Below are 25,113 nucleotides of genomic sequence, written 5' to 3'. Positions count from 1 at the left end.
CCCGCGCAACATCGTTTCAAGGAGAACATGCGATGGAATTCTCGACACTCAAGATCCGCCATGCAGCGCTTGCGCTTGTGCTCGGCCTTGGCCTTGCCGGCTCGCTTCAGGTTTTTCACGCAGCGGCTGCCGGTGGCGGCGACGATGGAGAGACCACGCCGACCTGCAAGAAGGGTGAAGTCTATGACAAGAAGGCCCAGAAATGCGTGAAGCAAAGCAGCGCTGTTATCACCGATGAAAATCGCGCCGATTATGCTTATGCCCTGGCCAAGGAAGGTCGCTACGACGAAGCGCTTGCCATGCTCGATACGGTCAAGGATCAGAACGATCCGGAAGTTTTGAACTATCGTGGCTATGCAACACGTAAGCTCGGTCGCACCGATGAAGGCATCTCCTACTATCTTCGTTCGGTTGCAGCCGCGCCGCGCTACGCCAAGGTTCGTGAATATCTGGGAGAGGCCTATATCATCAAGGGCCGGCTTGATCTCGCCCAGGAGCAGCTGACAGAAATTCGCTCGATTTGCGGCACAAGCTGCGAAGAATATGTCGATCTGGATCAGGCTATTCGAAACCCTACCAAAAGCTAAACCATGTAATTGGGATGGCTATGGTCATTGATCCAGCTGCGGCTTATAGTCACGGACCAAGGGCCGGGTCACGCCCGGCTTGGGCTGGTGCCGTCGGTTCTCCGCTGGGCACCGCCAAAAACCGGTAAGGCTGCGGCGCAAGGCATTACGGCCGAAAACAGCGGAGAAACAAACATCGTCGCGGAAGGGTTCGTTAGGCAGGAGCTTTCAGCCAATCTCGCCCGGTTGTGGCGGTATGGCTTCGTCCTGTCGCGCGAACGCGACGCCGCAGACGATCTCGTGCAGCAGACCTGTCTTCGCGCCCTGGAAAGGGCGCACCAATTTGAAGAAGGTAGCCGCTTCGATCATTGGCTTTTATCCATCCTGCATTCAATCTGGCTGAATGAGGTCAGAGCCCGCAAGGTCAGACAGGGCCAGGGCATTGTCGATGCCGAACAGACCCTTAGCTTTGACGGTGCAGAAACGGTCGAGCGAAAAATGGCTGCCCAGGATGTGCTGCGCCGTGTCCAGGCCCTGCCGGATGCGCAGCGCGAAACGGTGTTCCTCGCTTATGTGGAGGGTATGTCCTATCGTGAAGTGGCAGATATACTCGCGATCCCGGTAGGCACCGTCATGAGCCGGCTTGCGGCCGCGCGCCTCAAGCTCGCCGAGGGAAGGTAACATGAGCGGATCAACGGACAAACGCGATCTTCCCAGTGACGAGATCCTGACCGCCTTCATCGACGGCGAGCTTTCGGTGGACGACGAGCGCGAGGTGCTGGCGCTGATCGAGAGCGATCCGCGCGTGGCTGAGCGGGTCGAATTGCTGACGCGCGCCAATCTCGATTTCAAGGGCGCCTTCGAGCCGCTTCTCAATGCTGCCCCATTGACCTCGCTGCAGGGCGAGTTGAATGCGTTGAGCATTCCCGAACCAGAGGCGGTAGCGCCGATGCGTGACGGGGGAATTGGCAGGCGTGGTCTCTTCGGCCTCATGGCAGCCTCGATTGCTGCGGGCGTGATCACCGACCGTTTCCTGCTGGCGGTGCTGAGTGAGGAGCGCCACGAGGAAAGCGCCCAGTGGCGCGCGGCTGTAGCTCAATACATGGCGCTTTATACGCCCGATACGCTCGGCCCGCTCTCACCTGATCGGGGCGCGCTGGAGGCTGAGCTTGCCGTTGTCAACGACAGGCTCGGCCTGCAGCTGAAACCTGAAACGGTGGCTTTGCCCGACGCGCAGTTCCAGCTTGCGCTGGTTCTTGCCTATGATCGCCGGCCGCTTGCGCAGCTCCTTTATCGAGATCGACAAGGCGACCCGTTGGCGCTTTGCATCATGTCGGCTGCGGCGCGTGCGCAACCGGTCCAAAACGAGCGGCGACAGGGTCTTAATATCGCCTACTGGTCCGGCCGAAATCATAGCGCGATGCTGATCGGCCACCTGTCGACGAATGATCTTTCCCACCTTGCCGGCGGATTGCAAGACAGCCTGTTTTCATAATGGTATGACAGGGGAACGCTTGGCAGCCTGAGGGGATGATCGTGGGAAAGAACATTCTGATCTTTTCCGATGGGACGGGGCAGGCCGGCGGCCTGATGCCCGATGAACGTCGCAGCAATGTCTATAAGCTCTATCGGGCTACCCGTTGCGGTCCGGACTCGCGTGTCGATCCCACCGATCAGCTCGCTTTTTACGATCCTGGCCTCGGTTCGGCTGCCAGTGCGCCCGAGGTGAAAATTGGCTTCTTGCGCAAGATCTACAATCTTCTGTCGCGGGCCACCGGTCTTGGGATCACCAAGAATATCATCGATTGCTACAGTGCGATCGTTGAAATGTGGGAGCCGGGAGATCGTATCTTCCTCTTCGGGTTCAGTCGGGGTGCTTATACGGCGCGGTGCCTGGGCGGCGTTCTTGCCCGTTGCGGGGTGCCCACCAAGTTCCCGGACGGACCGATGAAGCGAGACCCGGCTTCTGTGCGGCGCATAGCCGAAGAGGCGGTGAAGTCTGTTTATCAGCATGGGGCAGGGCGCAAAGATGACCGCTTTGCGCGGCAGCGGCTGGAACTTGCGGCCCGGTTTCGCGAACGCTATGGCTCTGATGATGCGCAAGGTGCGGCCAATGCCGTGCCTTATTTCATCGGCGTGTGGGACACGGTCGCAGCACTTGGCATCAGCCGGTTGCAGCAGGCGATCCTTGCTCTGGTCGCCGCCGCGCTCATTGCCGGTTCATCTGCGCTTATCTGGTGGCTGTTGCCCATCAATATGGGATTGGGCATGTGGCTTGGCTGTTCGCTCCTTATCGTCGCCAGTCTCTTCGTCATCTGGTATCTCGTCACGCATGTGAAAGTTGCCTTTGGTCTGACTGACCCATGGTGGAAGACGCTGCATATCACGAGCTGGCGGATGCGCTTTTACGATACTGAGCTCGATACGCGCGTCGAACACGCCAAGCATGCGCTATCGATTGATGAAAACCGTGCCGATTTTGAGCCTGTGCCATGGACGAATGACGAAACTGCCGTGGCAGGTCGGGCAGCCGATTGGTTCGAACAGGTCTGGTTTGCCGGCGTCCACTCCGATATCGGTGGAAGCTATCTGGAAAACGAGGCGCGTCTTTCGGATATCACGCTGGCATGGATGGTGGACTGCGTGGCAGGGCTCGCCCATCCAGTGGCCATCGAACCGCGATGGCTCAATCTCTTCCCATCCGCCGCAGGTATGCAACATGACGAGCGACGTTCAGGCTGGATGAGATGGAAAAAAGGTCTGCGGAAAATCAGGCGCGATGCTCCCTTGCATCCTTCTGTGCTCGCCCGTTTTTCGCTCGATGGCGTTCTGCAATATGACGAGGTAAAGCCCTATCGGCCCGAACCGCTGCGCCACCACGGCGATGTGAAGCATTTTTACTAGTCTGTTTCGGCTATGCCTTATTGGATCGGCTCGTAACGGGCGTAGCTTTCGGGATCGGCGAGGATGGTGCGCACCATGTCGAAGAACTCGGGCACGCTTTGTCCGATGATGTCGGGCGTGAAGTCGAACCCGTAGCGCTTTGCGAATTCCGCCTCAAGGCTGCTGTGGTAGCGCTCGAGGAAAGCGTCCATGTCCCTCAACAATTGTTCCTTGCGGGATGCTTCGCTCACGCGGGAATAGCCGGCAATGGCTTCGGGCACAGTTTCATATTCCAGATCCATGTCCTGATGGAGATAGGATCCGATCAAGCCCGCAAGGGCGTCGAATTCTTCGGTATTGGTCATGTTCAGCGCTTTTGCTCAGGGAACGGGATAGGCCGTCAGGATATAGTGCTGCATGCCGTTGTAGGTTTCTTTTTTCAAGATAATCCTCAGTTTCGACATTTGCTGCAACTGGCCGGAGCTGCGCACGATGCCGTGGCCGACGACCCGTCCTGCGTCGAAAATGATCGGCGGTTCGAGCTTGGCCCCTTGCGCAGCGTTCTGCGACCACTGAACGATGCGTGCCTGATTGACCCGTAAGGCGCGCGAGATCGAGGCTTCCGCAACACGCAGGCTGGTGAAAGAGGAAATGGCCGCTGGCGGCGCGCGACGCGTTGCTGTTTCGGCGATGCGCTGGCGCAGGAACGCTTCGTCCTTGCCCACATGGCGGGCTATCGTGTGGCCGCCGAGACGGCTTCCGGCTTGCGCCTCATGCTCCATCAGCGAGATGCGCCCAGCTCTCACGGCTGCGGCACGCACTGCGCCAGCCATCATCGCGCCGCCGATGGGAACCATGAAGTCGACGGCCATGCCGATATTGCCAGCGGCGCGCGGGCTTGCGCCCAGCTTTCTTGCAAGCGATGAGCTTGTCCGTTCGGTGAGAGAGCGTTCATCGCGCCCGGTCCAGACCTGCCGCGCTCCCGTCGCGCATTGATCTGCGGCATGAACCGCCAGCGCACCCCCACCCAACTTGGTCACCATGGTCGGCTCGGGAGCTGCCAAAAGCGCACCTGCCGCGACGCCTTCACCGGCGCACCCGAGGAGCCGCAGCCCGCCGATCAAGCGGTTACCCAGCGTTCCCTGCTGTTCGATGCTCTCGCCTTCCAGAACAGCAGCGAGTTGCGCTGCTGAAATTGCGATGACGAGACCTTCGTCAGCTTCCACACTTCCTCTGACCATAGGCATGGGATGTCTCCGATTTGGCTGCCGCCGCCGTGCAGCGGACTTGGTTCCTTCCACTCATCTTCATCCTGGCCCGGCGCTTTCCGTGCGCTTCAGGCTCAGTTCTCTACGTGCGATTATGCTTAAATGCTTCACGCAATGCAATTTGCAATGGACATGTCATGCCCTGATTTCGGGCACCTCAAAGCTTTCTCCCGGCCGCAAGGCGCGAAACCTTTCTTTGCTGATTCCATGGTTGGATAGCGACTGCGCCAAGGCCTCGGGCGGTGCGTCGATCGCCTCATCGGTCAGCTGAAACGTGCCCCAATGGTGGCCAACGGCAAAATGGGCGTTCATCAGCATCATGCCCTGCACGGCCTCGTCCGGCATCTGATGGTTGTTGCGCATCATCCAGCGCGGCTCGTAAGCGCCGATCGGCAGAATCGCGGCGCGCGGCGCGCCGAAGCGCTCGCCGATCATCCTGTAAATCCGGCCATCGCCAAAACCGGTATCGCCGATATGGTAGACGATGCCGGCAGGCGTTTCGATGACAAAGGACGCCCAAAGCGCCATACGCCTGTCGCGCGTGCCTCTGGCCGACCAGTGATAGGTGGGCACGCAATGGATATTGGTCTCGCCGACCTGCAATCGATCTCCCCAATCCTGCACGGAAAGCCGCAGATCCGGTACCTTCGCCTTGATGATCGTGTCATTACCGAGCGGTGTGACGACGAGCGGGTCATGCGCCTTTTTCAGCCGTGCTAAGGTGGCAAGATCCATGTGATCGTAATGGTTATGGGTGACGAGCACGATGTCGATCTTCGGCAAATCGTCAAAACGGATACCAGGCTTATTCACGCGCTTCGGCCCCAGAAAGGACAAAGGCGAAGCGCGCTCGCAATAGACGGGATCGGTGAGAATATTGAGCCCCGCCACCTGGATGAGCAGCGAGGCATGGCCGATCATGGTGATGATGAGCCCGCCGCCATCGACACGCAGCCTTGGCTTTGTCTCTTGTCCGGGCCGATGTTTCGGCCACTTGGAGCGTTCGCCATTAAAGCGCCATTTCAAGATATCCTTGAATGTTGCGAGGCTTTCCTCAGCATCCGGGTTGAAGAAGAGGCGCCCGTCGAAATGGTCGCTGACGGGGCCTTGGTAATAGCGATTGGCGGGCTTGCTCAAGGAAAGATCTCGTGGCTCGAAAAACGGATCGCTTCAATATGGGATGCCTTATGCCGAAAAGAGGGGGCCGAAAAAGAGCGCTAAAGTCTTCGCGCCAAAAAAGGCGGGTCGAAAGGACGAGAAAACCCGCTCTTGCGCTTGCCGCATAGGTTTTCTATATCGACGGCATAGATAGGAAGGGCGGCCGACCCCGTTCCTTCAAATGATACGCCGCAGATGAGGCCGATGGCATTCAGGCGGCGAGAGCCCGAAAGAGCGCCCCGTGAATACACTGGATTTTGACAAGAGGCCGGAAGATACGCGCGTCGTCGTCGCCATGTCGGGCGGTGTCGACAGTTCCGTCGTCGCCGGCATCTTGAAGCGCGAGGGCTATGACGTTCTCGGGATCACGCTGCAGCTTTACGATCATGGTGCGGCGGTCCACCGCGCCGGCTCGTGCTGTGCAGGTCAGGATATCGACGATGCCCGCCGCGTTTGCGAAACGCTCGGCATTCCCCATTACGTGCTGGATTATGAAAGCCGTTTCCGCGAAACGGTGATCAATCCATTCATGGAAAGCTATGTGGCCGGTGAAACGCCGATCCCCTGCGTCGCCTGCAACCAGACCGTCAAGTTCGCCGATCTTCTGGCGACGGCGCAGGAACTGGGCGCCGATGCGCTGGCGACCGGTCACTATATCCGCTCGCGCCCCAATCCCGCCCCCGGCAAGCCGAACCGGCGCGCGCTCTACCGCCCGGCCGATGCCGAGCGCGACCAGAGCTACTTCCTCTTTGCTACCACGCAGGAGCAGATCGACTATCTGCGCTTTCCGCTCGGCCATCTGCCCAAGGCCGAAACGCGCCGCCTTGCCGAGGAAATGGGTCTCGTCGTAGCGCAGAAGGCCGACAGCCAGGATATCTGTTTCGTGCCGCAGGGGCGCTATTCGGATGTCATCGCCAAGCTGAAGCCCAATGCTGCGCTGGAAGGCGAGATCGTCCATCTCGACGGCCGGGTTCTCGGACGTCATGACGGCATCCTGCATTACACGATCGGCCAGCGCCGCGGCATCGGCATTGCCACCGGCGAGCCTCTCTATGTGGTCTATCTCGATGCGCGCTCACGCCGTGTCATTGTCGGCCCCAAGGAAGCGCTGGAAACACACCGCGTTTATCTGCGCGACGTCAACTGGCTGGGGGATGAAGCGCTTGATGAGGCCGCTCGCGGCAAGGGCTTCGAATGCTTTGCCAAGGTCCGCTCTACGCGCGCGCCGGCACCTGCCGTGCTTCACGCCGACGAAACCGGCATTTATGTTGATCTTTCGGTAGGAGAAGCCGGGGTTGCTCCCGGTCAGGCCTGCGTTCTTTATTCGGCACCGGGCGATGACGCCCGTGTTTATGGCGGCGGTTTCATCGACCGTTCCGAGCGTGACCCCGCGGCAGAAGAAGCGCTGAAGACATTGCTGGCCGCGCCCGTCGCGGCCTGAGACAGATCGGCCGGCTCTCGGGGTAAAAATTCCGGCCTGCGTGCTTGACAGCCAGGCAAACCCCGCCTTATAAGCCGCTCACTCGCGGGCCGGACACGGCGCGCAACTCCGTGGCGGAGTAGCTCAGTAGGTCAGAGCAGAGGAATCATAATCCTTGTGTCGGGGGTTCAAATCCCTCCTCCGCTACCATTTTCTTCAAGTTTTTCAGATAAATACGACGATTCTATCTGTTGTTTTACCCGCTTTCGTGCGGCGGGGGACGTGCACCTTCGCGTCTTGGAAATGAGCGCTCGATGCTCAAGGCGTTCTTTGTCCACTGGCTTCACCGGACCCAGGTGTCTTAAAGATTGTCACCTCTCAAGATCCTCGTTACACCTGTCTTTGATGGTTCCGTCTGACGAGAGAAGGGCGGATGAAAAGGGAATACGGTGAGGATTACCCATCAGGGGCCGAAACCGTGGCTGCCCCCGCAACTGTGAGCGGCGAGCGACGTCCGAATGCCATTGGCGATGAGCTGATAAGGCGGATTGAGCAACGACCTGCGAGCCAGGAGACCTGCCATCCCGGCATTGTGCCTCAACCTTATCTGCACCGCGCGGTGGGCGCGGAAGGAGACAATATGCATATCGAACCTGGCGTCGTTGACGGCGCTAAAATCCTGTTGAGCTACGCAACGGCAGCGGTTGGCTTCGGCCTCACCGCAAAAATGGCGGCGGGGGACATCCGCCGGGACGGGGGCGCTGCCATCCTGGCGCTTCGCAGCCTGGCGACCACTGCCCTGGTCTTTTGCTTCTTCGAGGTTCTGCCGCATCATCCGGTGGGCGTTTCCGAGGTGCATCTCATCCTGGGATCGACCTTGCTTCTTCTCTTCGGTTCCGGCGCCGCGGCGATTGGGCTTGCTGCCGGCTTGCTGATCCAGGGGCTGTTCTTTGCGCCGTTCGACCTGCCGCAATATGGCATGAACGTCACGACGCTGCTCGTTCCGCTATGGGGCATTCATCTTCTCGCCAGGAAAATTGTGGCAAAAGATACGCCCTATGTGGAGCTGACATATAGTCAGGCCTTGGCGCTTTCGACCGCCTATCAAGGTGGAATCGTTGCCTGGGTTGCCTTCTGGGCGCTGTATGGTCACGGCTTTACGGTCGCGAACCTCGCCAGCATCGGTACCTTCGGCATTGCCTATATGAGCGTCATCCTGCTCGAGCCTCTGATCGATCTTGCCGTTCTCGCTGCAGCCAAGGCCTTGCGGCGGCTCAGCCGTTCTTCGCTGTTCAGTGCTCGCTTGCACAGCGCGCTCGTATAAACGCGCTCTACGTTATTGGCGTGTCGTACGCCCTTCAGGGTGCCGATCTGATCGTATCGGATCGGCATTCGATCTCTGTCGATGCTGTCTCGGCGATCCTCGTTTACCGGGATCTGATGGAGAACCGCGTGTGCCGTGACGTGAGGTTCCGTCGACACCTGGAAGCCGGCGCTTTGGCCTCATCGCTCCATCTTGCTGAACAAAAGACGAGGCCCTTTGTGGTGGCATTGGCTGCATTTCAGCCTCATCATGATGGCGCGTAGCTTGGTGTGCTGGCCAAGCCGGCGCTGGATTTCCCAGCGGTCGAGTCGCTGCATCTTCTCGCAGGTCAGGCATTTTGCCGTCAGCAGCACATAGTCGGGAATATTGCCGATCAGCGTATCGAGCGTGTAGGTGGGGTCGGAAATGGCAAGGGGACCGTTTTCCGAGATATCGTAGGTCATCCTGCACTGGCGATAGAAGGTCTCCTTCACCACCACGTCACATTCCATTTCCTTGGCGATGACCTTTCGCAGATGCGGCATGTTTGCATCGCCATATTTGTTGAACATGGCCGAACCTGAATTTTCGTATTTTCGACCGCAATCGTCGCAATAGAGCTTCACCATCTTGCCGATGTAGTCGGAGAGTGTGTACGCCTGTTTCATCCAGTCCGGCCTTGAGCAGTCTTTACAGCGCAGCGCGTTCCTTAGGCCACGCCAGCATCGATGCCCTTGCGCTTGCTCGACAAGCGAGACTCGATCGCAACAACATCTATGATGTTCATGAAATGTTCTTGTTGCGGCGAAGAGTCAAGCTCTTGGGTCAAAATAGAATCTGGATGTCGCCAGGGCCTTCCAAGACAGATCCACTCTCCGATGACAGGTCTTGCTGTCGATAAGCCTGAAGACTTGGGTCCAATACCATCTTGAACGGCAACAGCGGCCTTGCTTTGCTTCATCGTCCTTTGACGGTCTGCGGCAACTTTATCTTTTTGTCTTTGCCGCACGCTCCGCCGCCAAAGCTGCTTTGCTTCGGCGGCAAATATTTTTGGGTGGCAATCAGTCGGAGACCTTCACGTCGATCCAGGTGCCGGTGTCTCCCCGGCCATAGATGGCCACGTCTACCCAAACATCGCCGCGCATGATCATGTTTGCCGCCTCGGCGGTCATATGGCCGTTGCTGAGCATGGCCTCCAGAGCCTGTCTGTTCTTTACGTCGGAAAAGAAGGTATCCGGCTCATCGCCGCGGTCGCGGACCTTATACTGATAAAAGTTGGCGCGGTCCTGCCGAATGACCTGCCAGGGCTGCGTGAGGCGCACGCCGTTCGAATTGACGAGATCGGCCGGGCCGATATAGGCGCGGTAGTGGTCGATCAGACGATCGGACTGAACCGCAGTAACGCTTGATTGCGCGCTGGCAGTCTGCATCAAGGGCCAGCTCATCAAGATGGTGAGACCGGTCATAAGGGACAGAATTCTGCGAAGTGTCATGGATCGTGCCTGCTCCCGTCATTTGCGAAAAGCCGGTGCGTCCCGGCCTCGTTTCAAGCGATCTTATTGCTTATGTCCGGGTCACATTCAACTCGCACGATCATGCGAAGAATTGCTGGTGCGCAAGGCTACGTGCAGTCGTGTTAAGACGATGCACGAACGTTCAATCCACCGTCGAAAAGCTCGTCTAAATCAGCGCTTTGTTCGAAATGGAGATACGGGACGCATGATACGCGCGATCAATTTTCTGCAAGCTTTTCAGGCGGTCGCCGATCACTGGTCGCCCAAGGTGATCGGGCAGGTCAACGATCAGTTCGTAAAGCTGGCCAAGGTGAAAGGTCAGATCGCCTGGCATAAGCATGACGATGAGGACGAGATGTTCCATGTCGTGAAAGGCCGGCTCGTTATTCAGTTTGAGGGCGACGTGGAGACGGTTCTGAACGAAGGCGACTTTTGCGTGGTGCCCCGCGGCACGATGCACAATCCGGTGGCGGACGAGGAATGCTGGATCGTGCTGATCGAAACCGTCACGACGAGGCATACCGGCGATGTCGTCACGTCGAGGACGAAGTCGATCGAGAGCCAGCTTCGCTGATGCGCACCCGCGGGTTGCCGGCTGAGCGGCGAAGGAGAATAGGTCTCCGCCGCCCGGTCCTGGTGTGCATTGCCGGTCATTTCGCAGCTTATAGCGCTAAGGATGCATCTTGGCGCCCTTGAGGATCTTGTCGACAATCTTCTTTTCAGCCCACAGTGCGAGGCCGACAAGCTTCATGTCATCGGGGGAGAATTGGGCGAAGGCCTCACGATTGGCCGCATCGTGGCCGGTTGAAAACATTTCCTCCACATAGGCGGAGGCTTCAACGCTGCGTTCCAGGCAGCGGCGGTTGATGGTGCGCAGAGTTTCCTGGTCTGCGGCCAGCACCACCATTGGCTGTATGGCCATCGGATGATAGGAATTGCCGCTAGCGTCGCGATAGGCTTCGCCAGTGATCGTCGGATTCGCCGCCACGATGCCGCTCGTCAGGAACGCAGTGACATTCAATGCCTGCCAAGCAAGAAGATCGTTGCGCAGCACGATGGCAATCTTGGTATCGAACATGAAGAAAAGCTCCGTTCAGGAAATAAGGTCGAAAACTGGCTCGGAGCGGATCAGACTGGTGCGGCTCGGAACCATATGTGTCCCGCAGTTGTCGCTGCAGCTTGCAACGCCTATCTCTACAAGATGTCCCTGATGTCTCAGCGCAGCCTTGCTTCGAAATCGCACCAGCCGGATGGTCCGGACCAAGTCGGTCAACATCTAGCCGCCGCAGGCGGAAGCGGTATTGAACGTTCGTGCGGGCTGCTCGGTCCTTCCGAAAGCCTTGTGCAGGCGCCGGTCGTGCGCGGCATCGAGCGGATCGAGATGCGCTTTCATGGTGTGATGTACGAGCCGCATCGCCACGACACCTACGGCTTAGGCCTGACGCTTTCCGGAGTGCAAACCTTTCGCTATCGCGGTGCCTCGCGCGCCGGCACGCCCGGCGACATCATCATTCTGCATCCCGACGAATTGCATGATGGCGCGGCCGGTGACGAACAGGGCCTCTCCTATCGCATGCTTTACCTGCCGCCGGAGCGGCTGATCGAAGCATCTGATGGCAGCGACCGGCTGCCTTTCGTGCCTGCCCCTGTCATCAGGGATGAGGCTTTTCGTCTTTGCCTTGCCGAAGCTCTGATCGACCTGGAAGGCGAACCCGCCGATCTGGCGCTCGACGATTTGATTGCCCGGATTGCCGCTAGTCTTTGGCAGCATGCGGATGCGGCAGGTGGTGCTCGCATGAGCGCTGTTGCGCGCGAGGCAGTCTTTCGATGTCGCGACTATCTACGCGATCATCTCCACCGCAGCGTTTCCTCGCAGGAACTTGAGGCCATCACCGGCTTCGACCGCTATACGATCGCGCGCCAGTTTCGCCGTGTTTTTGGAACCAGCCCACACCATTATGTGGTGTTGCGCCGTCTCGACTATGCCAAGACCTTGCTGTTGGGCGAGGAGCCGCTTGCTGGCATTGCCGTCCACTCCGGCTTTGCCGATCAGGCGCATTTCACGCGTCACTTCAAAAAGGCCTTTGGCATAACGCCCGGTCATTGGCGCCGGCTTGCCGGCGTCGCGGTGTAACTGCGGCAGATCTTGCCCTTTGCTTGAATTTCGTATGCGCAGTCTCTAAATCGAGATGTAAGAGGCAACGCCCTCTTCCCATCTGGGTATAGCTGACCGGGACGGCCCGGCCTTTCGAAAGGAGGGCTCTGTGGCCTGGTTTTTACTCATCTGCGCTGGTCTGCTGGAAATTGTCTGGGCATTCTTCATGAAGCAATCCGAGGGCTTTTCGCGGCTCTGGCCTTCGGCGATCACGGTCAGTGCCATGCTTGGGAGCTTCTGGCTTCTGGCCCTTGCCATGCGCATCCTGCCGCTTGGCACCGCCTATACGATCTGGACCGGTATTGGCGCGCTCGGCTCGTTCCTGATCGGTATCGTCCTGCTTGGCGAGCCTGCCAATCCAATGCGCCTTGCCGCCGGCGGCCTCATCCTGTCGGGTCTCGTCTTGATGAAGCTCGCTACGCCTTAATGCCTGTCGGCTGTGCGTCGCGATCTTCTTAGCGATGGCGTCGCGAATTTCCCGTTTTCCACGCCGATGCTCCAGGTGATCCGCTCCGCTTTCGCGCTTCATGCATGAGTTGTTAAGCTTTGCCTGCTGCAATGGCCGGCATGGTCAAACCACCTCGGACAAAGACGCTTCTGGGCGACGACAAGGTGCTGCGCTCGCGCGGACGGCGTCAGCGTGACAAAGAGCAGCCCAATTTGCCGCTCGATCCGCTGCCCGATCGCATCGCGCCGTGCCTGGCACAGCTGCGCGATCGTCCGCCACAAGGCGAAAAATGGGCCTATGAAATCAAGTGGGACGGCTATCGGCTCGCTATTCATAAAGAGCTGGCAGGCGTTCGCGTTTTGACGCGCGGCGGTCATGACTGGACGCATCGCTTTCCCGGCATCGTCGAAGCGGTCGAAAATCTTGGGGTGGCCACGGCGATCTTCGATGGCGAAGCGGTGGTGCTCGACGAGGCTGGCCGCTCGGATTTCGGCCTGCTGCAAAAGGCGCTTGGCGGGCGCGGCGGTAAGAAGGCCGCCGGTGAAGCGCTCTTTATCGTTTTCGATCTTCTTTATCTCGACGGCTTCGACCTTCGTTCACTCGGTCTTACAGGTCGTCGCCAGCTGCTCGAAGGCGTCGTGCCGCCCGGCGAAAGCGGGATCATCCGCCTTTCGGAAAGCTTCGAAACCGATGGCGAGACGCTTTTGGAAACGGCCCGTCAGCACGGCCTGGAAGGCATTATCGCCAAGGACCGCAATGCGCCGTATCGATCCGGGCGGACTGGCGACTGGATCAAGGTCAAATGCATTGCCAGCGACAGTTTCTTCATCGTCGGCTACGAGCCATCGGCCGTTGCCCGCGGCGGTGTCGGCTCTTTGCTGCTGGGTGCTTATCAGGACGATGAGATCGTGCATGTCGGCGCTTGCGGGACAGGCTTCGGCGAAGATGAGGCGCGCGCCCTGAAGAAAATGATGGACCGGCTCGTCACCAAGAGACCGCCTGTCGTCTATGACGGTCGGCAAAAACATGTGGTTTGGCTGGAGCCGACGCTGATCGCGGAGATCGAATATCGCGCCTGGACTGACGACGAGAAGCTGAGGCACGCGTCCTATAAGGGCCTGCGCGATATTCAAGACAATGCCGAAGTCTATCGCTTCGACGCTGATCCTGCGCGCTGAAGCTCCGGCTCCGCGGCAAGCGACCTGCCGTGAAATCTTTCCTTGCAAGGAACCGCGGCTATGCGTGCCGGTTTGACGCGCGGCATCACAACCGGGATTCTTCAGCATGTCCGTCGAGGCTCACCCCAAGAAACGAAGCGATCTCGTCATTCAAAGCGCGTTACCACCTTGGCTGATCAAAGTTCTGCGCAACAACGGCGTGCGCCGTCTCAGCCGTCTTGAAGGCCTGAGCGACAGCAGTTGCTTGCTCTCAAGGGCATCGGCCTCAAATCCATCTGCATGATCCGCACCGAGCTTGAAAACAGCCAAAATGATCACAAGGCATACTGAGCAGGCAAAGGCCCTGCTCGGTATGGCGGTATTCTCGCAGATTACGCTATGCCAGAAGATCGAGGTCCGTTGGATCGGGCTTTGCGCCTGCTGCCGTCAGCATAGCGTGGATCTGGCCCCTGTGATGCGTCTGGTGGTTAAAGAGTTGCATGGCGCAGAGGCTTTTGGGCTTTTCGATCCGCGTGTAACCATCGGCGGCATACCAGGATATTGCTCCGCCGAGGTCAGCGCCCCGCAAATTCAAGGACCAATCCTCGATCTCATCGTTTCTGTTTGCACGCAGGGCCTTGAAATCATGCCAATTAGATGGGCTCGTGAGCGAGTGTTTGATCGTTTCATGGGGGCGTTCATTTCCCTTCAGTCGCGCCAGGATCAAGCCATCCGCCCAGTAAAGATGATTGAAGGTGGCTGCGATCGATCGGAAGAACGCGCCACGATCCTTCCACCGTTCCTGGTCTGTAAGATCATCGGCAGCCGTCACCAGAGATTTGTTCTGCCAACTGTTGTATCGAGACATAAGACGACAGTATTCAGGCGAGATCATTTTCTCATCCTCAAAACGGTGAAGTGATCGGAAGAAGCTTGGCGGCTTGTTTGCGTGTGACGCCTGCGCGCGAATGCGGAAGGGTCTCGCACACGCGTCGAACGCATGCATCAGATTCCCAAAAGATGAGGACCTCGCTGGCTCACCGGACTGTCGCACTCGCCGCGACGTGGATCAAGACATCGCTGATCAAGACATCGCTAATGCGTATTTCAAAGCAGGCGCGTTGCAGCCCGTTATAGCTCGAAGGGGTCGGAGGCGCTGTTGCGGCGTTGGGGTTCGGATGGGGTGGGCGGGGTTTCAGGTGCCGGTTTGGAAGCATATTTCCTCACCGCGTCCTGGCAGTCCAGCATCTCTCTCACCGCTTCGGAGGAGCTTTTCAATTTCAGGGCGGCAATGCTGCGTCCCATGAATGTCACGCGCATGCCGAGCTTGCGGCTGAAGTCGATGGCGAAATTCGAATCCGTGGTTGTGACGACCAGAAACTTGACGTTGTCCCGCTCCGCCGCGGCGGCCGTCGCCTTCCAGGCTGGGTTGTCGTCAAATTGGAATTCGAGAGGATAGTCCTTGCCGGCCTCCAGCGATTTCCACTTTGCGTTCCCAAGCGAAAGATAGATGAGGGTCTGCTTGTCGGTAAAATCGAAGCCGAGACGCAAATGCGTGCCGTCCTCATAGCCGCTCTCTATGAAGCAGCCGTTGCCGGTGGCCGGTTCCATTCCCACTTCCCAGCCATTGATGGCTTTCCAGTGAAGCGGTTGCTGTGCCGATAGCGGCGATACTGCCATGAGCGAGCAAAGGAGCGCTGCTGCAAGAACCTGAGTTTTCATGGCTCGATCCCCGATGCCTTTGGACCCATGACAGCGACCGCATCCCCTTAAGGGCCTCGATACCGCCGCTGTCGTTTGACGTCCTGATTTTCATTTGCCGAATGCATGGCATCCGAGCGAGGAAGGTTTAAGTGTTGCGTGTTTTCGCGTTAAAGTCGAGTATCTTGCCGCCGGCTTGTCATCCACCGCACAGATTTGCAGCGACTGATCCAAAGGACGGTCTGCCGCGCTCACCATTTTCATTTGCGAGCGCGGCAGGGATCGATCAGTAGGAGCTGTAGGCGGCGACCAATGTTCTGACCTGATCGTTGGTCATCGCATTGATCTGCGTCTGCGTTATCGCGCCGCGCNAGGACGGTCTGCCGCGCTCACCATTTTCATTTGCGAGCGCGGCAGGGATCGATCAGTAGGAGCTGTAGGCGGCGACCAATGTTCTGACCTGATCGTTGGTCATCGCATTGATCTGCGTCTGCGTTATCGCGCCGCGCTGGTCGCTGGACAGGTTCTGAATATCGTTTGTCGATAGACCGGCGATCGCAGAGGTCGAGATCGAGGCGATATCGTCAAGCGAGAAGACGGCAAGGTCCGAGGTCGTCAAGGCCGAGACCTGGTCTGCGCTGAGGTTGGCTACCTGCGCGGATGTCAGAGCTTGCGCCTGATCGGTTGTCATTGCACCGATTTGCGCACCGCTGAGGCCCATTAGCGAACGCGGTGCGATTGCCGCAACCTGGGATGTCGTCAAGCCGCTGATGCTGGCTGAACCGAAGGCCCCGATTTGAACCGCATTCAGCGATCCGATCTGTGCCGTTGTCAGCTGGCCGATTTGTGCTGAGTTGAGTGCGCGCAGTTGCCCGAACGAAAGTGCGGAAAACTGTGCTGTCGACAGGCCGGCGAGCTGATCGGTGGTTAGCGAAGCAAAGTTCGTTGTCGAGATGCCTGTGAGCGCTGTCGGCTGGATAGCCGCAAGGTCGCTCGTCGACAGGATTGCCAGATCCGCTGATGTCAGGCCGCCGATCTGCGCGGCGCTCATGGCGCCGAGCTGAGCCGTCGTCAGAAGGTCAAACTGGGCCGAGGACATGCTTGCGATCTGCGTCGCACTGAGGCCAGTTATTGCCGACGTGGAGAGCGCCGCAAGCTGGTCGTCGCCAAGCGCGCCTATGGCCGCTGTCGACAGGCCCGCCACAGCACCGGAGCTGATAGCCGATACCTGCGCTGTCGATAGATTGGATAGCTGGTCCGTACTCAGCGCGCCAAGCTGCGAGGAGCTCAGATTGGCAATTTGCGACAAGCTCAGGGCAGTCAGAACGTCGGTGCTGAGCCCTGAAATATTGGCCGATGTCAGCCCAGGCAGAGCCGCTATCGAAATCGCTGCGATATCGTTGCTCGATAGTCCAGCAAGAACGGACGAGCTGAGGGCTGCGATCTGATCGGAGCCAAGACCGGAGATTTGGGTCGGCGTTAGCGCGGCCAGCTGATCGCTGGAGAGTGCGCTCAACTGATTGCTGTTCAGCCCTGATACGCCGGATCTCGAAAGGCTCGCGATCTGATCGGTGGAAAGGCTTGCAATTTGCGCCGTGCCAAGACCTGCGATCTGTGATGCCGTCAGCGCACCGGTTTGCGCTGTCGTCAGCGCGCCGATCTGGTTTGAGCTTAGGGCCTGCAGCTGGCTCGCTTGCAGAGCAGCGACCTGCGCCGGCTTCAGAACGGCGATGTTGTCGGTCGTTATGCCGGCAATCTGGTCGGTGCTCAGCCCGCCAATGCCAGAAGCGCTGATCGCCGCGATCTGGTCGGTCGACAGCGCACCGAAATCAGCGCTTGTCAGAGCGCCAATCTGCGCCGATCCGAGGCTCGCAACCTGCGATACGGAAAGGCTTGCAACCTGGCCGGTCGACAGCGCGCCGATCTGGGTCGTCGTCAGACCGGGGAAGGCTCTGGCGTTCAGAGCGTTGATCTCGTCGCTCGTCAGGCTGGCGATTTGTGCCGTGCTGAAGCTTGCAACCTGTGTTGCGTTCATCGCAGCGAACTGGCTCGATGTCAGCGCCGCGAACTGGCTGGTGGTCAAAGCCTGCAGCTGGCTGGAGCTGAAGCTGCCGACCTGACCGGACGTCAAGGCGGCAATGCCGTCGTTGGAAATGACGGCCAGCTTATCGGTGGTCAGCGCCGAGATACCTGCCGCACTGATGGCCGCAAGTTGATCCGTTGTGAGGATTGCAACGTCGGCCGAAGTGAGCGCTCCGACCTGCAGCGAACCAAGGCCCGCAACCTGTGCGGTTGATAAGCCGCTGATCTGGTTGGTGGTCAGCGAAGCGATCTGCGTCGATGTCAGTCCCGCCAAAGTTCTCGGCGAGAGCGCGCCGATCGCATCGCCCGAGAGGCTTGCGACCTGGCCCGATGTCAGGTTTGAAAACTGTGCGGGACTCAGCGATGCGAGCTGCTGGGTCGTCAGACCCGCCAGCTGATCCGTGCTGAGCGCCTGCAGCTGGGAAGACTGGAGGGCCGCCAGCTGGCCGGCTGTCAGAGCTGCCAGAGCGGACTGATTGAGAGAAGAAATAATACCCGTCGATAGGCCGGCAAGTGCAGCGGGCTTGATTGCGCTAATCTCGCCTGTGGTGAAGCCAGCAAGATCGGCGGAGCTGAAGGCGCTGATCTGCGACGAATTCAACGTGGCGATCATGGTCGCGTTCAGTGCCGCTGACTGGTCCGGCGTCAAGGCAGCGATCTGGTCGCTCGACATTGCTGCGACTGTCTTGGCTTGCAACGAGCCGACCTGATCGAGCGTCAGAGCGGCGATCTTGTCGGTCGACAGAGCCGTCACCTGGTTGGCGTTCAAGGCTGCGACCTGTGCCGTGCCGAGGCTTGCCAGACTGTCGGCTCCAAACGCACCGATCTGAGCGCTGCTCATGGCGGCAATCTGCGATGCCTTGAGCGCCCCGACCTGTTCAGCGCTCAGCGAAACAAGAACGTCGGTGGTGAGTCCAGTTACGGCGCCAGGGGTAATGGCGGCGATCTCGCCCGTCAAAAATCCCGCAATATCGGCGGAGCTGAGAGCCGCAATCTGATTGGACCGAAGGCTGGCGATCTGGGCTGAATTGAGGGCCGTGACCTGATAGTCAGACAAGGCGCCGATCTGCGCGGTCGAAAGGCTTGCAACCGCCTTGACCGTCAGCGCCGCAATCTGATCCGGCGACAGGGCGTTCAGGTTGCCTGTCGAAAGCGTGCTTACCTGCCCGGCCGACAAAGCACCAATTTGCGCCGTCGTCATGACAGACAGCTGATCGGAGCTAAGCGCGCTGATCTGGCTCGTCGTGATGGCCGAGATGACCCTGACATTCAACGCGGCCACCTGCATGGCGGAAAGGCTTGCGATGTTTGCGGTCGACAGGCTCGAAAGCTGAGACGCGTTTAAGGTGGCGATCTGCTGGGTGCCGAGGGCTGAGAGCTGGTCGGAACTGAGCGTGGCGATCTGCGCCGTCTTCAAGACGGCCAACTGCGCTGTCGTCAATGCGGCCACCTGAACGTAATCAAGCGCTCCGATGGCGTTGGTCGTCAATCCGGTCAAGGCGGTCGGCGACAGGGCAGCGATCTCATCCGGCGTGAAGGTGGCGATATCCAACGTGCTCATGCCCGCAAGCTGCGTGGCGCTGAGGGCTCGCACTTGCGATGAGGTGAGCGCGTCGATCTGATCCGACGAAAACGCGGCGATTTGCGCCGAGCTGAGGCCGGAGATCGTTCTGGAACTGATGGCGCTGACCTGATCTTGTGAGAGCGCAGCCAGGCCGTCCGTCGTCAGTGCCTTGATCTGGGTGGCATTCAGCATTGCCATCTGCGCGGTCGTCAGGGTTGAAACCTGCGAAGAGCTCAAAGCGCTGATCTGGGTATTTTTGAGCGTCGCGATCTGGCTGGTCTTCAGCGCTGCGATCTGGTCGGAACTCAGCCCAGCCAATGCGGCGGTGCTGAGGCCCGGCAGGGCCGAGAGATTGATGGCGGCGATTTCATCGGTCGAAAAAGTTGCAATGTCAGCGGAGCTGAGAGCCCCGATCTGCAGCCAGTTCATAGCGCCGATCATGGCTGGCGTCAGGGCCGCGGCTTGATCCGTCGAAAGCGCGGCGAGCTGGCTGGACGTCAGGCCGGACACTGCGCGTGTGCTGATGGCGGCGATCTGGTCCGTGCTGAGTGCCGGGACTTGCGAAAGGTTCAGCGCCTTCAGCTGCGAGGCATTGAGGGCTGCAGTCTGTTGCGTCGAAAGAGTAGCGATCTGATCGGTGCTCAGCGCCCCAATCTGGTTGGGCCGCAGTGCCGCGATCTGGGTCGTCTTGAGAGCGGCAATATGGTCGGTTGGGAGCGCAGCAAGGGTCGCCGTCGAGATGTTGGATACGGCGATGGTGTTGATCGCAGCCATCTCACTTGTGGAGAATGCCGCGAGATCGTCGCTGCTCATCGCGAGGATCTGGGGAGATGTCAGCGCCGCAATCTGAGCCGAGCCGAGCGCCGCGACCTGATCCGTGCTGAAGGCATCGATTTGCGTCGATGTCAGGAACGAAATGCTTCTCGCGTTGATCGCTGCAACCTGATCGGTGGACAGGGCCGCCAGATTGTCTGTGGAAATGGCCTTCAGCTGGATGCCGCTCAAGGTTGAGACCTGCGCCGTCGTCAAGGAGGCAAGCTGGCTGCTTGTCAGGCTTGCCGTCTGGCTGACCTTCAGGCTGGCGATCTGGCTGGTCTTCAACGCCGTGATCTGGTTGCTGGACAGTGCAGCAAGGCTGGTTGTGGACAGACCCGTGACAGCCAACGGTGTCAAGGCGGCAATATCATCCGTCGAGAACGTTGCGATATTGCTGCTCGACATCGCTGCGATCTGAAGCGGTGAAAGAGCCGCGACCATATTCGTGGTCAGCGCTTCGGCCTGATCGGTGGACAGCGCTGCGACCTGTGCGGTGCTGAAGCCTGGAACGGCTTTTGCGTTAAAGGCCGCGATCTGCGCCGTCGAGAGGGAGGCAATGCTGTCTGTCGTCAGCTGCTTGACCTGCGCCGCCGACAAAGCACCGATATCGGCTGTCGTCAGCGCCGCCACCTGCGTGCTGCTGAGAGCTGCAACCTGGCTGGGTTTCAAGGCGGCGATCTGGCTGGTCGTAAAGCCGGCAACCTGGCCCGTGGTCAAGGCGGCGAGAAGATCGGTCGACAGACGCGGAATGACCGCTGGCATGATGACCGAGATCTCGTCCGACGTGAATGTGAGAATATCGTCTGAACTGAGCGCAGCGAACTGGCCGGCCGACAGCGCGGCAACCTGGCCAGAACCCAGCGCGCTCACTTGCGCCGTATCGAGTGCTCCGATCTGGCTTGGCTTGAAAGCTGCGATCTGGCCTGCCGAAAGGCCCTGAATTCTATCTGTCGCCAGAACCGAAAGTTGATCGGCGCTGAGGCCGATCATGCTGCTCGGCATAATATAGCTGATCTGCGATGCGGTGAGCGTCGCCACATCCTGGGTATCGAGCGCGGCGATTTGCGCGGCTGAAAGCACCTTCAGTTGCGCACTGGACAACTGGCTGACGTCATCCGTCGACCATGCGGCGACCGACGTGGTGGTCAGCCCTCTGATCTGGGTCGGCGTAAGCGTGGAAATGATCGACGTCATGAACAAAATCCTCTGGTGCTGTCCATTGCTGAATGGGTGCGCCTGCAAACCGCATGCGTCGGGAATCGACGCGGCCTGTCATCGCCATTTGGCAGGGTCTCAGTGGATTGCAGGCCCGAGGGCCCTCCGAGACGCAGGCTGTGCATTCAGTGCATTCCCTGCAGTAAAGCAGCTCTTATGCTGCGAGCCTTGCGCCGCGCTGGTGAAATAAGGCGCGACAGCCGGGAAAAACCGGCTCATGTGCAAGGTCAGATTTTATAGAGAACGAAGAATAGGGTGCCGGCCTAGAGTGCCGGGCATACATGGCTTTGGTGCTATGTACCCGACGAGCTCATGCCCTCATGGCAACGGCTCTTTTGCGCGCCCCGCTGTTGATCGCCTTGATCTTGCTCTGCCAGCGGGTATGTGCTCCCCAGCACACAGCCTGCTTCATAAAGTATTAACCAGTTAAAACTTTACTCAGTTGACGTGGATGCTCATAAGAAAACCGATGGAAACAAGAGAAACCATCGACAAGCCACCGATGATGGCAAGTAATTCTCCGAGCATGTACCTTTCAAATCTTTTTCTCATTACTGTGTCCTCCCGAGTAAAACCTGACACAAATCTGTAAATTTGTCGTTATAACGAAAAGTTGAATTGTATGCACCAACCGAATTTACCGATGCTTGTGCCAAGATTGGTCGATGTTTGCCGGCAAAAGGTGCAATCCATCAGCCTTTCTACCTAGGGGCTTTTTTCCAAGCGGTTTTTTCCATAACAGTGGCCTGGTCTTGAACCGGAACTGGAAATGATGACTACGCCGCGTCCCCTTGAGCTTTCCGCCTTCATCATCTGCCTGAATGAGGAGGAATATATCGGCAATTGCATCGAAAGCCTCGCCGACTGCGCCGAGATCGTCATTGTCGATTCCGGCTCCACCGATGCGACCGTCGATATCGTCCGGTCGTACGAGCAGCGCGGCTTTCCAATCCGTTTTTTCGTAGAGCCTTGGCGCGGCTATGCCGGGCAGAAGCAATTCGCGTTGGACCAGTGCACAAAGCCCTGGTGCTTCAACATCGATGCGGATGAGCGTCTCGATGCTGCTCTGCGCGCCTTGCTGCCAGAGCTTTTGGCCGCGCCGGACGATATCGTCGGCTGGCGGGTCGCGCGCCGGCCCTATCTCATCGGCTATGGCTATGTTCCAGAAAAGGTGCGCGAGCGGCAAAACCTGCGATTGATCCGCCGCGGCAAGGGCGCCTATGATCTTTCCCAGGCCGTGCATGAGGGCATCGTGCCGACCGGCCGGGTGGAGAAGACGAAGACGGGCAGCATCTTGCACTACCGTCCGCTCAGAATGGACGAGCAGATCCTCAAGGAAAACAAATATTCGACGCTGAAGGCCGACCAGCAATTCCAGGAAGGCAAAAAACCGAAGCTGTCCAAGCTGGTCTTTTCGCCAATTGTTTATTTCCTGCGGCTTTATTTTCACAACGGCTTGTGGCGCTGTGGCGCAGCCGGCTTTATTGAGGCCGGGACAGGCGGCGTCTATGCATTCCTGACGCAGGCGAAGCTTTATCAGCGTCACGGTCTTGCCCGGATGCCGAACCGGGATATGGCCGGCCCTCAAGGTTCGGCGACCAATCCAAAGATCTAGAAACCATCGTGCCTGTGACGCTGCATGGAGCAACGAGCGCCAGCCTCGCGATCTATGATCGTCTCATGCGCCTGGCTTGGGGAACGAGCCGGCTGGCTTGCCAGCGGTAACTGCGTTATAGCCCTTCGCCCAAGCAATGGCGGATCAGCGCGCCCTCTCGTCCCTTTTTTCAGGAGCGACCATGAAAGTTATGCATTTTCACTTCGGCAAAGATGGCGGCGCAGAGCGTTTTTTCGTGCATCTGGTGAACGGCCTTGCCCGGCGCGGCGTGGAGCAGACCGTGGTAATCCGTCCGGGTCGTGGCTGGCGCAGTCAGATCGAAAATGCAGCAACGATCATCGAGAGCAATTTTCGCAATCTTTCGCCTGATCGGCTGCTGTTGCCGATGAAGGTATCGTCCATCGCGCGTCGCCAAAAGCCGGATGCCTTGATGTCCTGGGCAACGAGGGCAAGCCGACTGATGCCGGCCTATGGTGGCTGCATCAAGCTTTCGCGGCTTGGCGACTATCCGACCAATCTCGGCTATTTCAAGAATACCGATGTGCTCGTATGCAATCAGCCCGATATCGGCGCGCATGTGCGCAGATTGGGCTGGAAGCGCGGTGTCGAAGTCATTTCTAACTTCACCAATACGGAAAAGGTCGCGCCTGTTGCCCGCCAAGAGGTCTCGACGCCAGATGGTGTGCCGATCGTGTTTTCCATGGGGCGCTTCGTGGCGCGCAAAGGCTTTGCCATGCTGATCGAAGCCGTCTCGCGCCTGCCTGACGCGCATCTGTGGCTGGCTGGCGACGGTGAGGAAAGACAGAACCTGGAGGCCGTAGCGGCGAAGTTCGGCATGACCGGCCGCGTCCATTTCCTTGGCTGGCAGGCAGACGTTCGGCGTTTTCTTGCCGCAGCCGACCTCTTCGTCATGCCTTCCAGCCATGAGCCGCTCGGAAATGTCATTCTGGAGGCCTGGGCGCAGCAAAAGCCGGTTATTTCAAGCCGCGCCGAGGGGCCGCGCTGGTTCATGCATGAGGCGCAGAACGGTCTTCTTTTCGATATCAACGATACCGAGGGCCTTGCCGTTTGCCTGAAGACTTTGGTGGCAGATCGCGTTCTTGCCGAAAAGATCGCAGCCGGCGGCCATGAGACGCTTATGCGGCAATTTTCTGAGCAGGCCGTGGTGGATTCCTACCTGGATCTTTTTACCCGCAAACCGGCTGACTATAGGTCCTAAGTCCGATTGCTTTTTCTGCCGCAAGACCGTCATGCAAAAGGCGAAATTGTATCGTTTTTTGCAAAGACTTTATTGTTGGGCGTTTTATTTTGCGTATTTTTATCAAGCCGATCGGTAATCTCGGCAACCAGATGCTTCAGTATATGCTGGCAGTCAATTTAGGGCAGCTTGCTGGCGGCGCTGAGATTTTCGGATATCACCTGCCAGACTGGAACCTCTCAGCCGGAAACCCGACGAGCTTTGCGCGCTTCCCGCTCGAGGTGCACGGGCATTTCATCGACGTTCACCAACTGGCGCGGCTCGCGCGCCGGGGCATCGTGAACGATATGGTCTTGGCGGGCCTTGGCTTCAAACTCGCCAATCTTGCTTCTGTCGATGTTTACCGTGGCATTTTCCGCGCCGATCATCTTGATGTGAAGGGGTATGGCGATGATCATCTTGTGATCAATGTCCGCGGCGCCGAGATCCTGAGCGATGTGCATTGCGATTACCGGCCGATGCCGTTCGCCTATTACGACACGCTGATTTCCGAAACCACGGCGCAGCCGGTCTTTCTGGGACAGATTGGCGACGATTTTTATTCGCAGAAGCTACGGGAGCGCTACCCGAACGCGGTGTTCCAACCAAGCCGGGGCGCCCTGATCGATTTTGAGGTTTTGCGGCGCTCACGCAATATCGCCTTGAGCGTCAGCACCTTTTCCTGGCTTGCTGGATGGTTTTCCGAAGCGCGGACGATCCATTATCCCCTTTGCGGAATGCTGAACCCTTTGCAGCGGCCCGATATCGATCTGACGCCGATCGACGATGACCGCTACCGGTTCTACGATTTTCCGGTCGAAACCTGGCACGCGAGCCCGGCCGATATTGAGGCACTTTGGGCGCCCGGCACCTGTGCCACCATCGGCACCACCGAACTGCGTCAGCGCCTCGATCAGGCACGTGCTGCAACTGCCGCACAACGGTGCTGGAAGCAAATGAAGACGTCCGTGCGCGCCTATGTATCACGGGCCATGGCCGTCGTTTAAAAAT

22 protein-coding genes, 1 tRNA gene and 1 riboswitch are annotated in these 25,113 nt (G+C 58.7%); of the genes, 14 read left to right on the top strand and 9 right to left on the bottom strand.

The genetic code is table 11. From position 1 onward, the window contains the following. Nucleotides 1–32: 32 nt before the first annotated feature. The 4 genes from VQ830_RS14570 to VQ830_RS14555 all read left to right on the top strand — a co-directional run bounded on the left by VQ830_RS14570 (nucleotide 33) and on the right by VQ830_RS14555 (nucleotide 3,470). A complete protein-coding gene (locus tag VQ830_RS14570; RefSeq protein WP_337268849.1) occupies nucleotides 33–587 on the top strand; it encodes a tetratricopeptide repeat protein in 555 nt (184 codons plus the stop codon). 144 nt (nucleotides 588–731) lie between these two features. Further along, nucleotides 732–1,247: a sigma-70 family RNA polymerase sigma factor gene (locus tag VQ830_RS14565; RefSeq protein WP_337268872.1), complete on the top strand. Its 516-nt coding sequence runs from the start codon at nucleotides 732–734 to the stop codon at nucleotides 1,245–1,247. A gap of 1 nt (nucleotide 1,248) precedes the next feature. Beyond that, nucleotides 1,249–2,061, top strand: a complete 813-nt coding sequence (locus tag VQ830_RS14560) for an anti-sigma factor family protein (RefSeq protein ID WP_337268848.1) — start codon at nucleotides 1,249–1,251, stop codon at nucleotides 2,059–2,061. Nucleotides 2,062–2,096: 35 nt separating this feature from the next. Further along, nucleotides 2,097–3,470, top strand: coding sequence for a T6SS phospholipase effector Tle1-like catalytic domain-containing protein (locus VQ830_RS14555; RefSeq protein WP_337268847.1), 1,374 nt, complete (start codon nucleotides 2,097–2,099; stop codon nucleotides 3,468–3,470). A 17-nt stretch (nucleotides 3,471–3,487) separates the two neighbouring features. Here the strand turns inward: VQ830_RS14555 and VQ830_RS14550 are convergent, their stop codons facing one another. The 3 genes from VQ830_RS14550 to VQ830_RS14540 all read right to left on the bottom strand — a co-directional run bounded on the left by VQ830_RS14550 (nucleotide 3,488) and on the right by VQ830_RS14540 (nucleotide 5,854). Beyond that, on the bottom strand, nucleotides 3,488–3,814 hold the full coding sequence (locus VQ830_RS14550; RefSeq protein WP_337268846.1) for a contact-dependent growth inhibition system immunity protein: 327 nt from the start codon (nucleotides 3,812–3,814) through the stop codon (nucleotides 3,488–3,490). 15 nt (nucleotides 3,815–3,829) lie between these two features. Beyond that, nucleotides 3,830–4,696 (bottom strand): RNase A-like domain-containing protein, encoded by an 867-nt coding sequence (locus tag VQ830_RS14545; protein WP_337268845.1) that lies wholly within the window; start codon nucleotides 4,694–4,696, stop codon nucleotides 3,830–3,832. Between the two features lie 156 nt (nucleotides 4,697–4,852). After that, a complete protein-coding gene (locus VQ830_RS14540) occupies nucleotides 4,853–5,854 on the bottom strand; it encodes an MBL fold metallo-hydrolase (protein WP_337268844.1) in 1,002 nt (333 codons plus the stop codon). 262 nt (nucleotides 5,855–6,116) lie between these two features. Between VQ830_RS14540 and mnmA the strand changes: the two genes are divergently transcribed. The 3 genes from mnmA (at nucleotide 6,117) to VQ830_RS14525 (ending at nucleotide 8,619) form a co-directional block, all read left to right on the top strand. Continuing rightward, nucleotides 6,117–7,316, top strand: coding sequence for a tRNA 2-thiouridine(34) synthase MnmA (gene mnmA / locus VQ830_RS14535; protein WP_337268843.1), 1,200 nt, complete (start codon nucleotides 6,117–6,119; stop codon nucleotides 7,314–7,316). 112 nt (nucleotides 7,317–7,428) lie between these two features. Beyond that, nucleotides 7,429–7,505, top strand: a tRNA-Met gene (locus tag VQ830_RS14530). Nucleotides 7,506–7,684: 179 nt separating this feature from the next. Further along, nucleotides 7,685–7,892, top strand: a riboswitch (cobalamin riboswitch). Nucleotides 7,893–7,935: 43 nt separating this feature from the next. After that, complete coding sequence (locus tag VQ830_RS14525) at nucleotides 7,936–8,619, top strand: energy-coupling factor ABC transporter permease (protein ID WP_337268842.1); 684 nt, start codon at nucleotides 7,936–7,938, stop codon at nucleotides 8,617–8,619. Nucleotides 8,620–8,798: 179 nt separating this feature from the next. On the opposite strand, the gene VQ830_RS14520 is transcribed toward VQ830_RS14525, so the two are convergent. Next, entirely contained in the window at nucleotides 8,799–9,266 is a 468-nt protein-coding gene (locus VQ830_RS14520) for a hypothetical protein (RefSeq protein WP_337268841.1), read from the bottom strand. A 393-nt stretch (nucleotides 9,267–9,659) separates the two neighbouring features. Beyond that, nucleotides 9,660–10,064, bottom strand: a complete 405-nt coding sequence (locus VQ830_RS14515) for a hypothetical protein (RefSeq protein ID WP_337268871.1) — start codon at nucleotides 10,062–10,064, stop codon at nucleotides 9,660–9,662. A 253-nt stretch (nucleotides 10,065–10,317) separates the two neighbouring features. Here VQ830_RS14515 and VQ830_RS14510 point away from each other — a divergent pair, with 253 nt between their 5' ends. Further along, nucleotides 10,318–10,686, top strand: a complete 369-nt coding sequence (locus VQ830_RS14510) for a cupin domain-containing protein (protein WP_337268840.1) — start codon at nucleotides 10,318–10,320, stop codon at nucleotides 10,684–10,686. A 96-nt stretch (nucleotides 10,687–10,782) separates the two neighbouring features. On the opposite strand, the gene VQ830_RS14505 is transcribed toward VQ830_RS14510, so the two are convergent. Further along, nucleotides 10,783–11,190 carry a DUF2000 family protein gene (locus tag VQ830_RS14505; RefSeq protein WP_337268839.1) on the bottom strand — a complete coding sequence of 136 codons (408 nt, stop codon included), beginning with the start codon at nucleotides 11,188–11,190 and terminating at the stop codon, nucleotides 10,783–10,785. Between the two features lie 264 nt (nucleotides 11,191–11,454). Between VQ830_RS14505 and VQ830_RS14500 the strand changes: the two genes are divergently transcribed. The 3 genes from VQ830_RS14500 to ligD all read left to right on the top strand — a co-directional run bounded on the left by VQ830_RS14500 (nucleotide 11,455) and on the right by ligD (nucleotide 13,893). Next, nucleotides 11,455–12,246 (top strand): AraC family transcriptional regulator, encoded by a 792-nt coding sequence (locus tag VQ830_RS14500; RefSeq protein ID WP_438617955.1) that lies wholly within the window; start codon nucleotides 11,455–11,457, stop codon nucleotides 12,244–12,246. Between the two features lie 130 nt (nucleotides 12,247–12,376). Beyond that, entirely contained in the window at nucleotides 12,377–12,694 is a 318-nt protein-coding gene (locus VQ830_RS14495) for a DMT family transporter (protein ID WP_337268837.1), read from the top strand. 140 nt (nucleotides 12,695–12,834) lie between these two features. After that, nucleotides 12,835–13,893 (top strand): non-homologous end-joining DNA ligase, encoded by a 1,059-nt coding sequence (gene ligD, locus VQ830_RS14490; protein WP_337268836.1) that lies wholly within the window; start codon nucleotides 12,835–12,837, stop codon nucleotides 13,891–13,893. 376 nt (nucleotides 13,894–14,269) lie between these two features. Here ligD and VQ830_RS14485 read toward each other — a convergent pair whose 3' ends face one another. The 3 genes from VQ830_RS14485 to VQ830_RS14475 form a co-directional block, all read right to left on the bottom strand. Then, on the bottom strand, nucleotides 14,270–14,767 hold the full coding sequence (locus tag VQ830_RS14485) for a DinB family protein (RefSeq protein WP_337268835.1): 498 nt from the start codon (nucleotides 14,765–14,767) through the stop codon (nucleotides 14,270–14,272). A gap of 236 nt (nucleotides 14,768–15,003) precedes the next feature. After that, nucleotides 15,004–15,594, bottom strand: coding sequence for a hypothetical protein (locus VQ830_RS14480; protein ID WP_337268834.1), 591 nt, complete (start codon nucleotides 15,592–15,594; stop codon nucleotides 15,004–15,006). A 403-nt stretch (nucleotides 15,595–15,997) separates the two neighbouring features. Continuing rightward, nucleotides 15,998–21,229 (bottom strand): beta strand repeat-containing protein, encoded by a 5,232-nt coding sequence (locus VQ830_RS14475; protein WP_337268833.1) that lies wholly within the window; start codon nucleotides 21,227–21,229, stop codon nucleotides 15,998–16,000. Between the two features lie 790 nt (nucleotides 21,230–22,019). Between VQ830_RS14475 and VQ830_RS14470 the strand changes: the two genes are divergently transcribed. The 3 genes from VQ830_RS14470 (at nucleotide 22,020) to VQ830_RS14460 (ending at nucleotide 25,109) form a co-directional block, all read left to right on the top strand. Then, a complete protein-coding gene (locus tag VQ830_RS14470; protein WP_438617945.1) occupies nucleotides 22,020–22,865 on the top strand; it encodes a glycosyltransferase family 2 protein in 846 nt (281 codons plus the stop codon). Nucleotides 22,866–23,046: 181 nt separating this feature from the next. Then, nucleotides 23,047–24,084 (top strand): glycosyltransferase, encoded by a 1,038-nt coding sequence (locus VQ830_RS14465; RefSeq protein ID WP_337268832.1) that lies wholly within the window; start codon nucleotides 23,047–23,049, stop codon nucleotides 24,082–24,084. Nucleotides 24,085–24,173: 89 nt separating this feature from the next. Beyond that, nucleotides 24,174–25,109, top strand: coding sequence for a hypothetical protein (locus tag VQ830_RS14460; protein WP_337268831.1), 936 nt, complete (start codon nucleotides 24,174–24,176; stop codon nucleotides 25,107–25,109). Nucleotides 25,110–25,113 lie beyond the last annotated feature (4 nt).

Source organism: Oryzifoliimicrobium ureilyticum (assembly GCF_037199735.1).
Taxonomy (GTDB): Bacteria; Pseudomonadota; Alphaproteobacteria; order Rhizobiales; family Rhizobiaceae; genus Rhizobium; species Rhizobium ureilyticus.
Note: the sequence above shows the minus strand (reverse complement) of the source record. Positions and strands in the feature narration are given on the sequence as shown.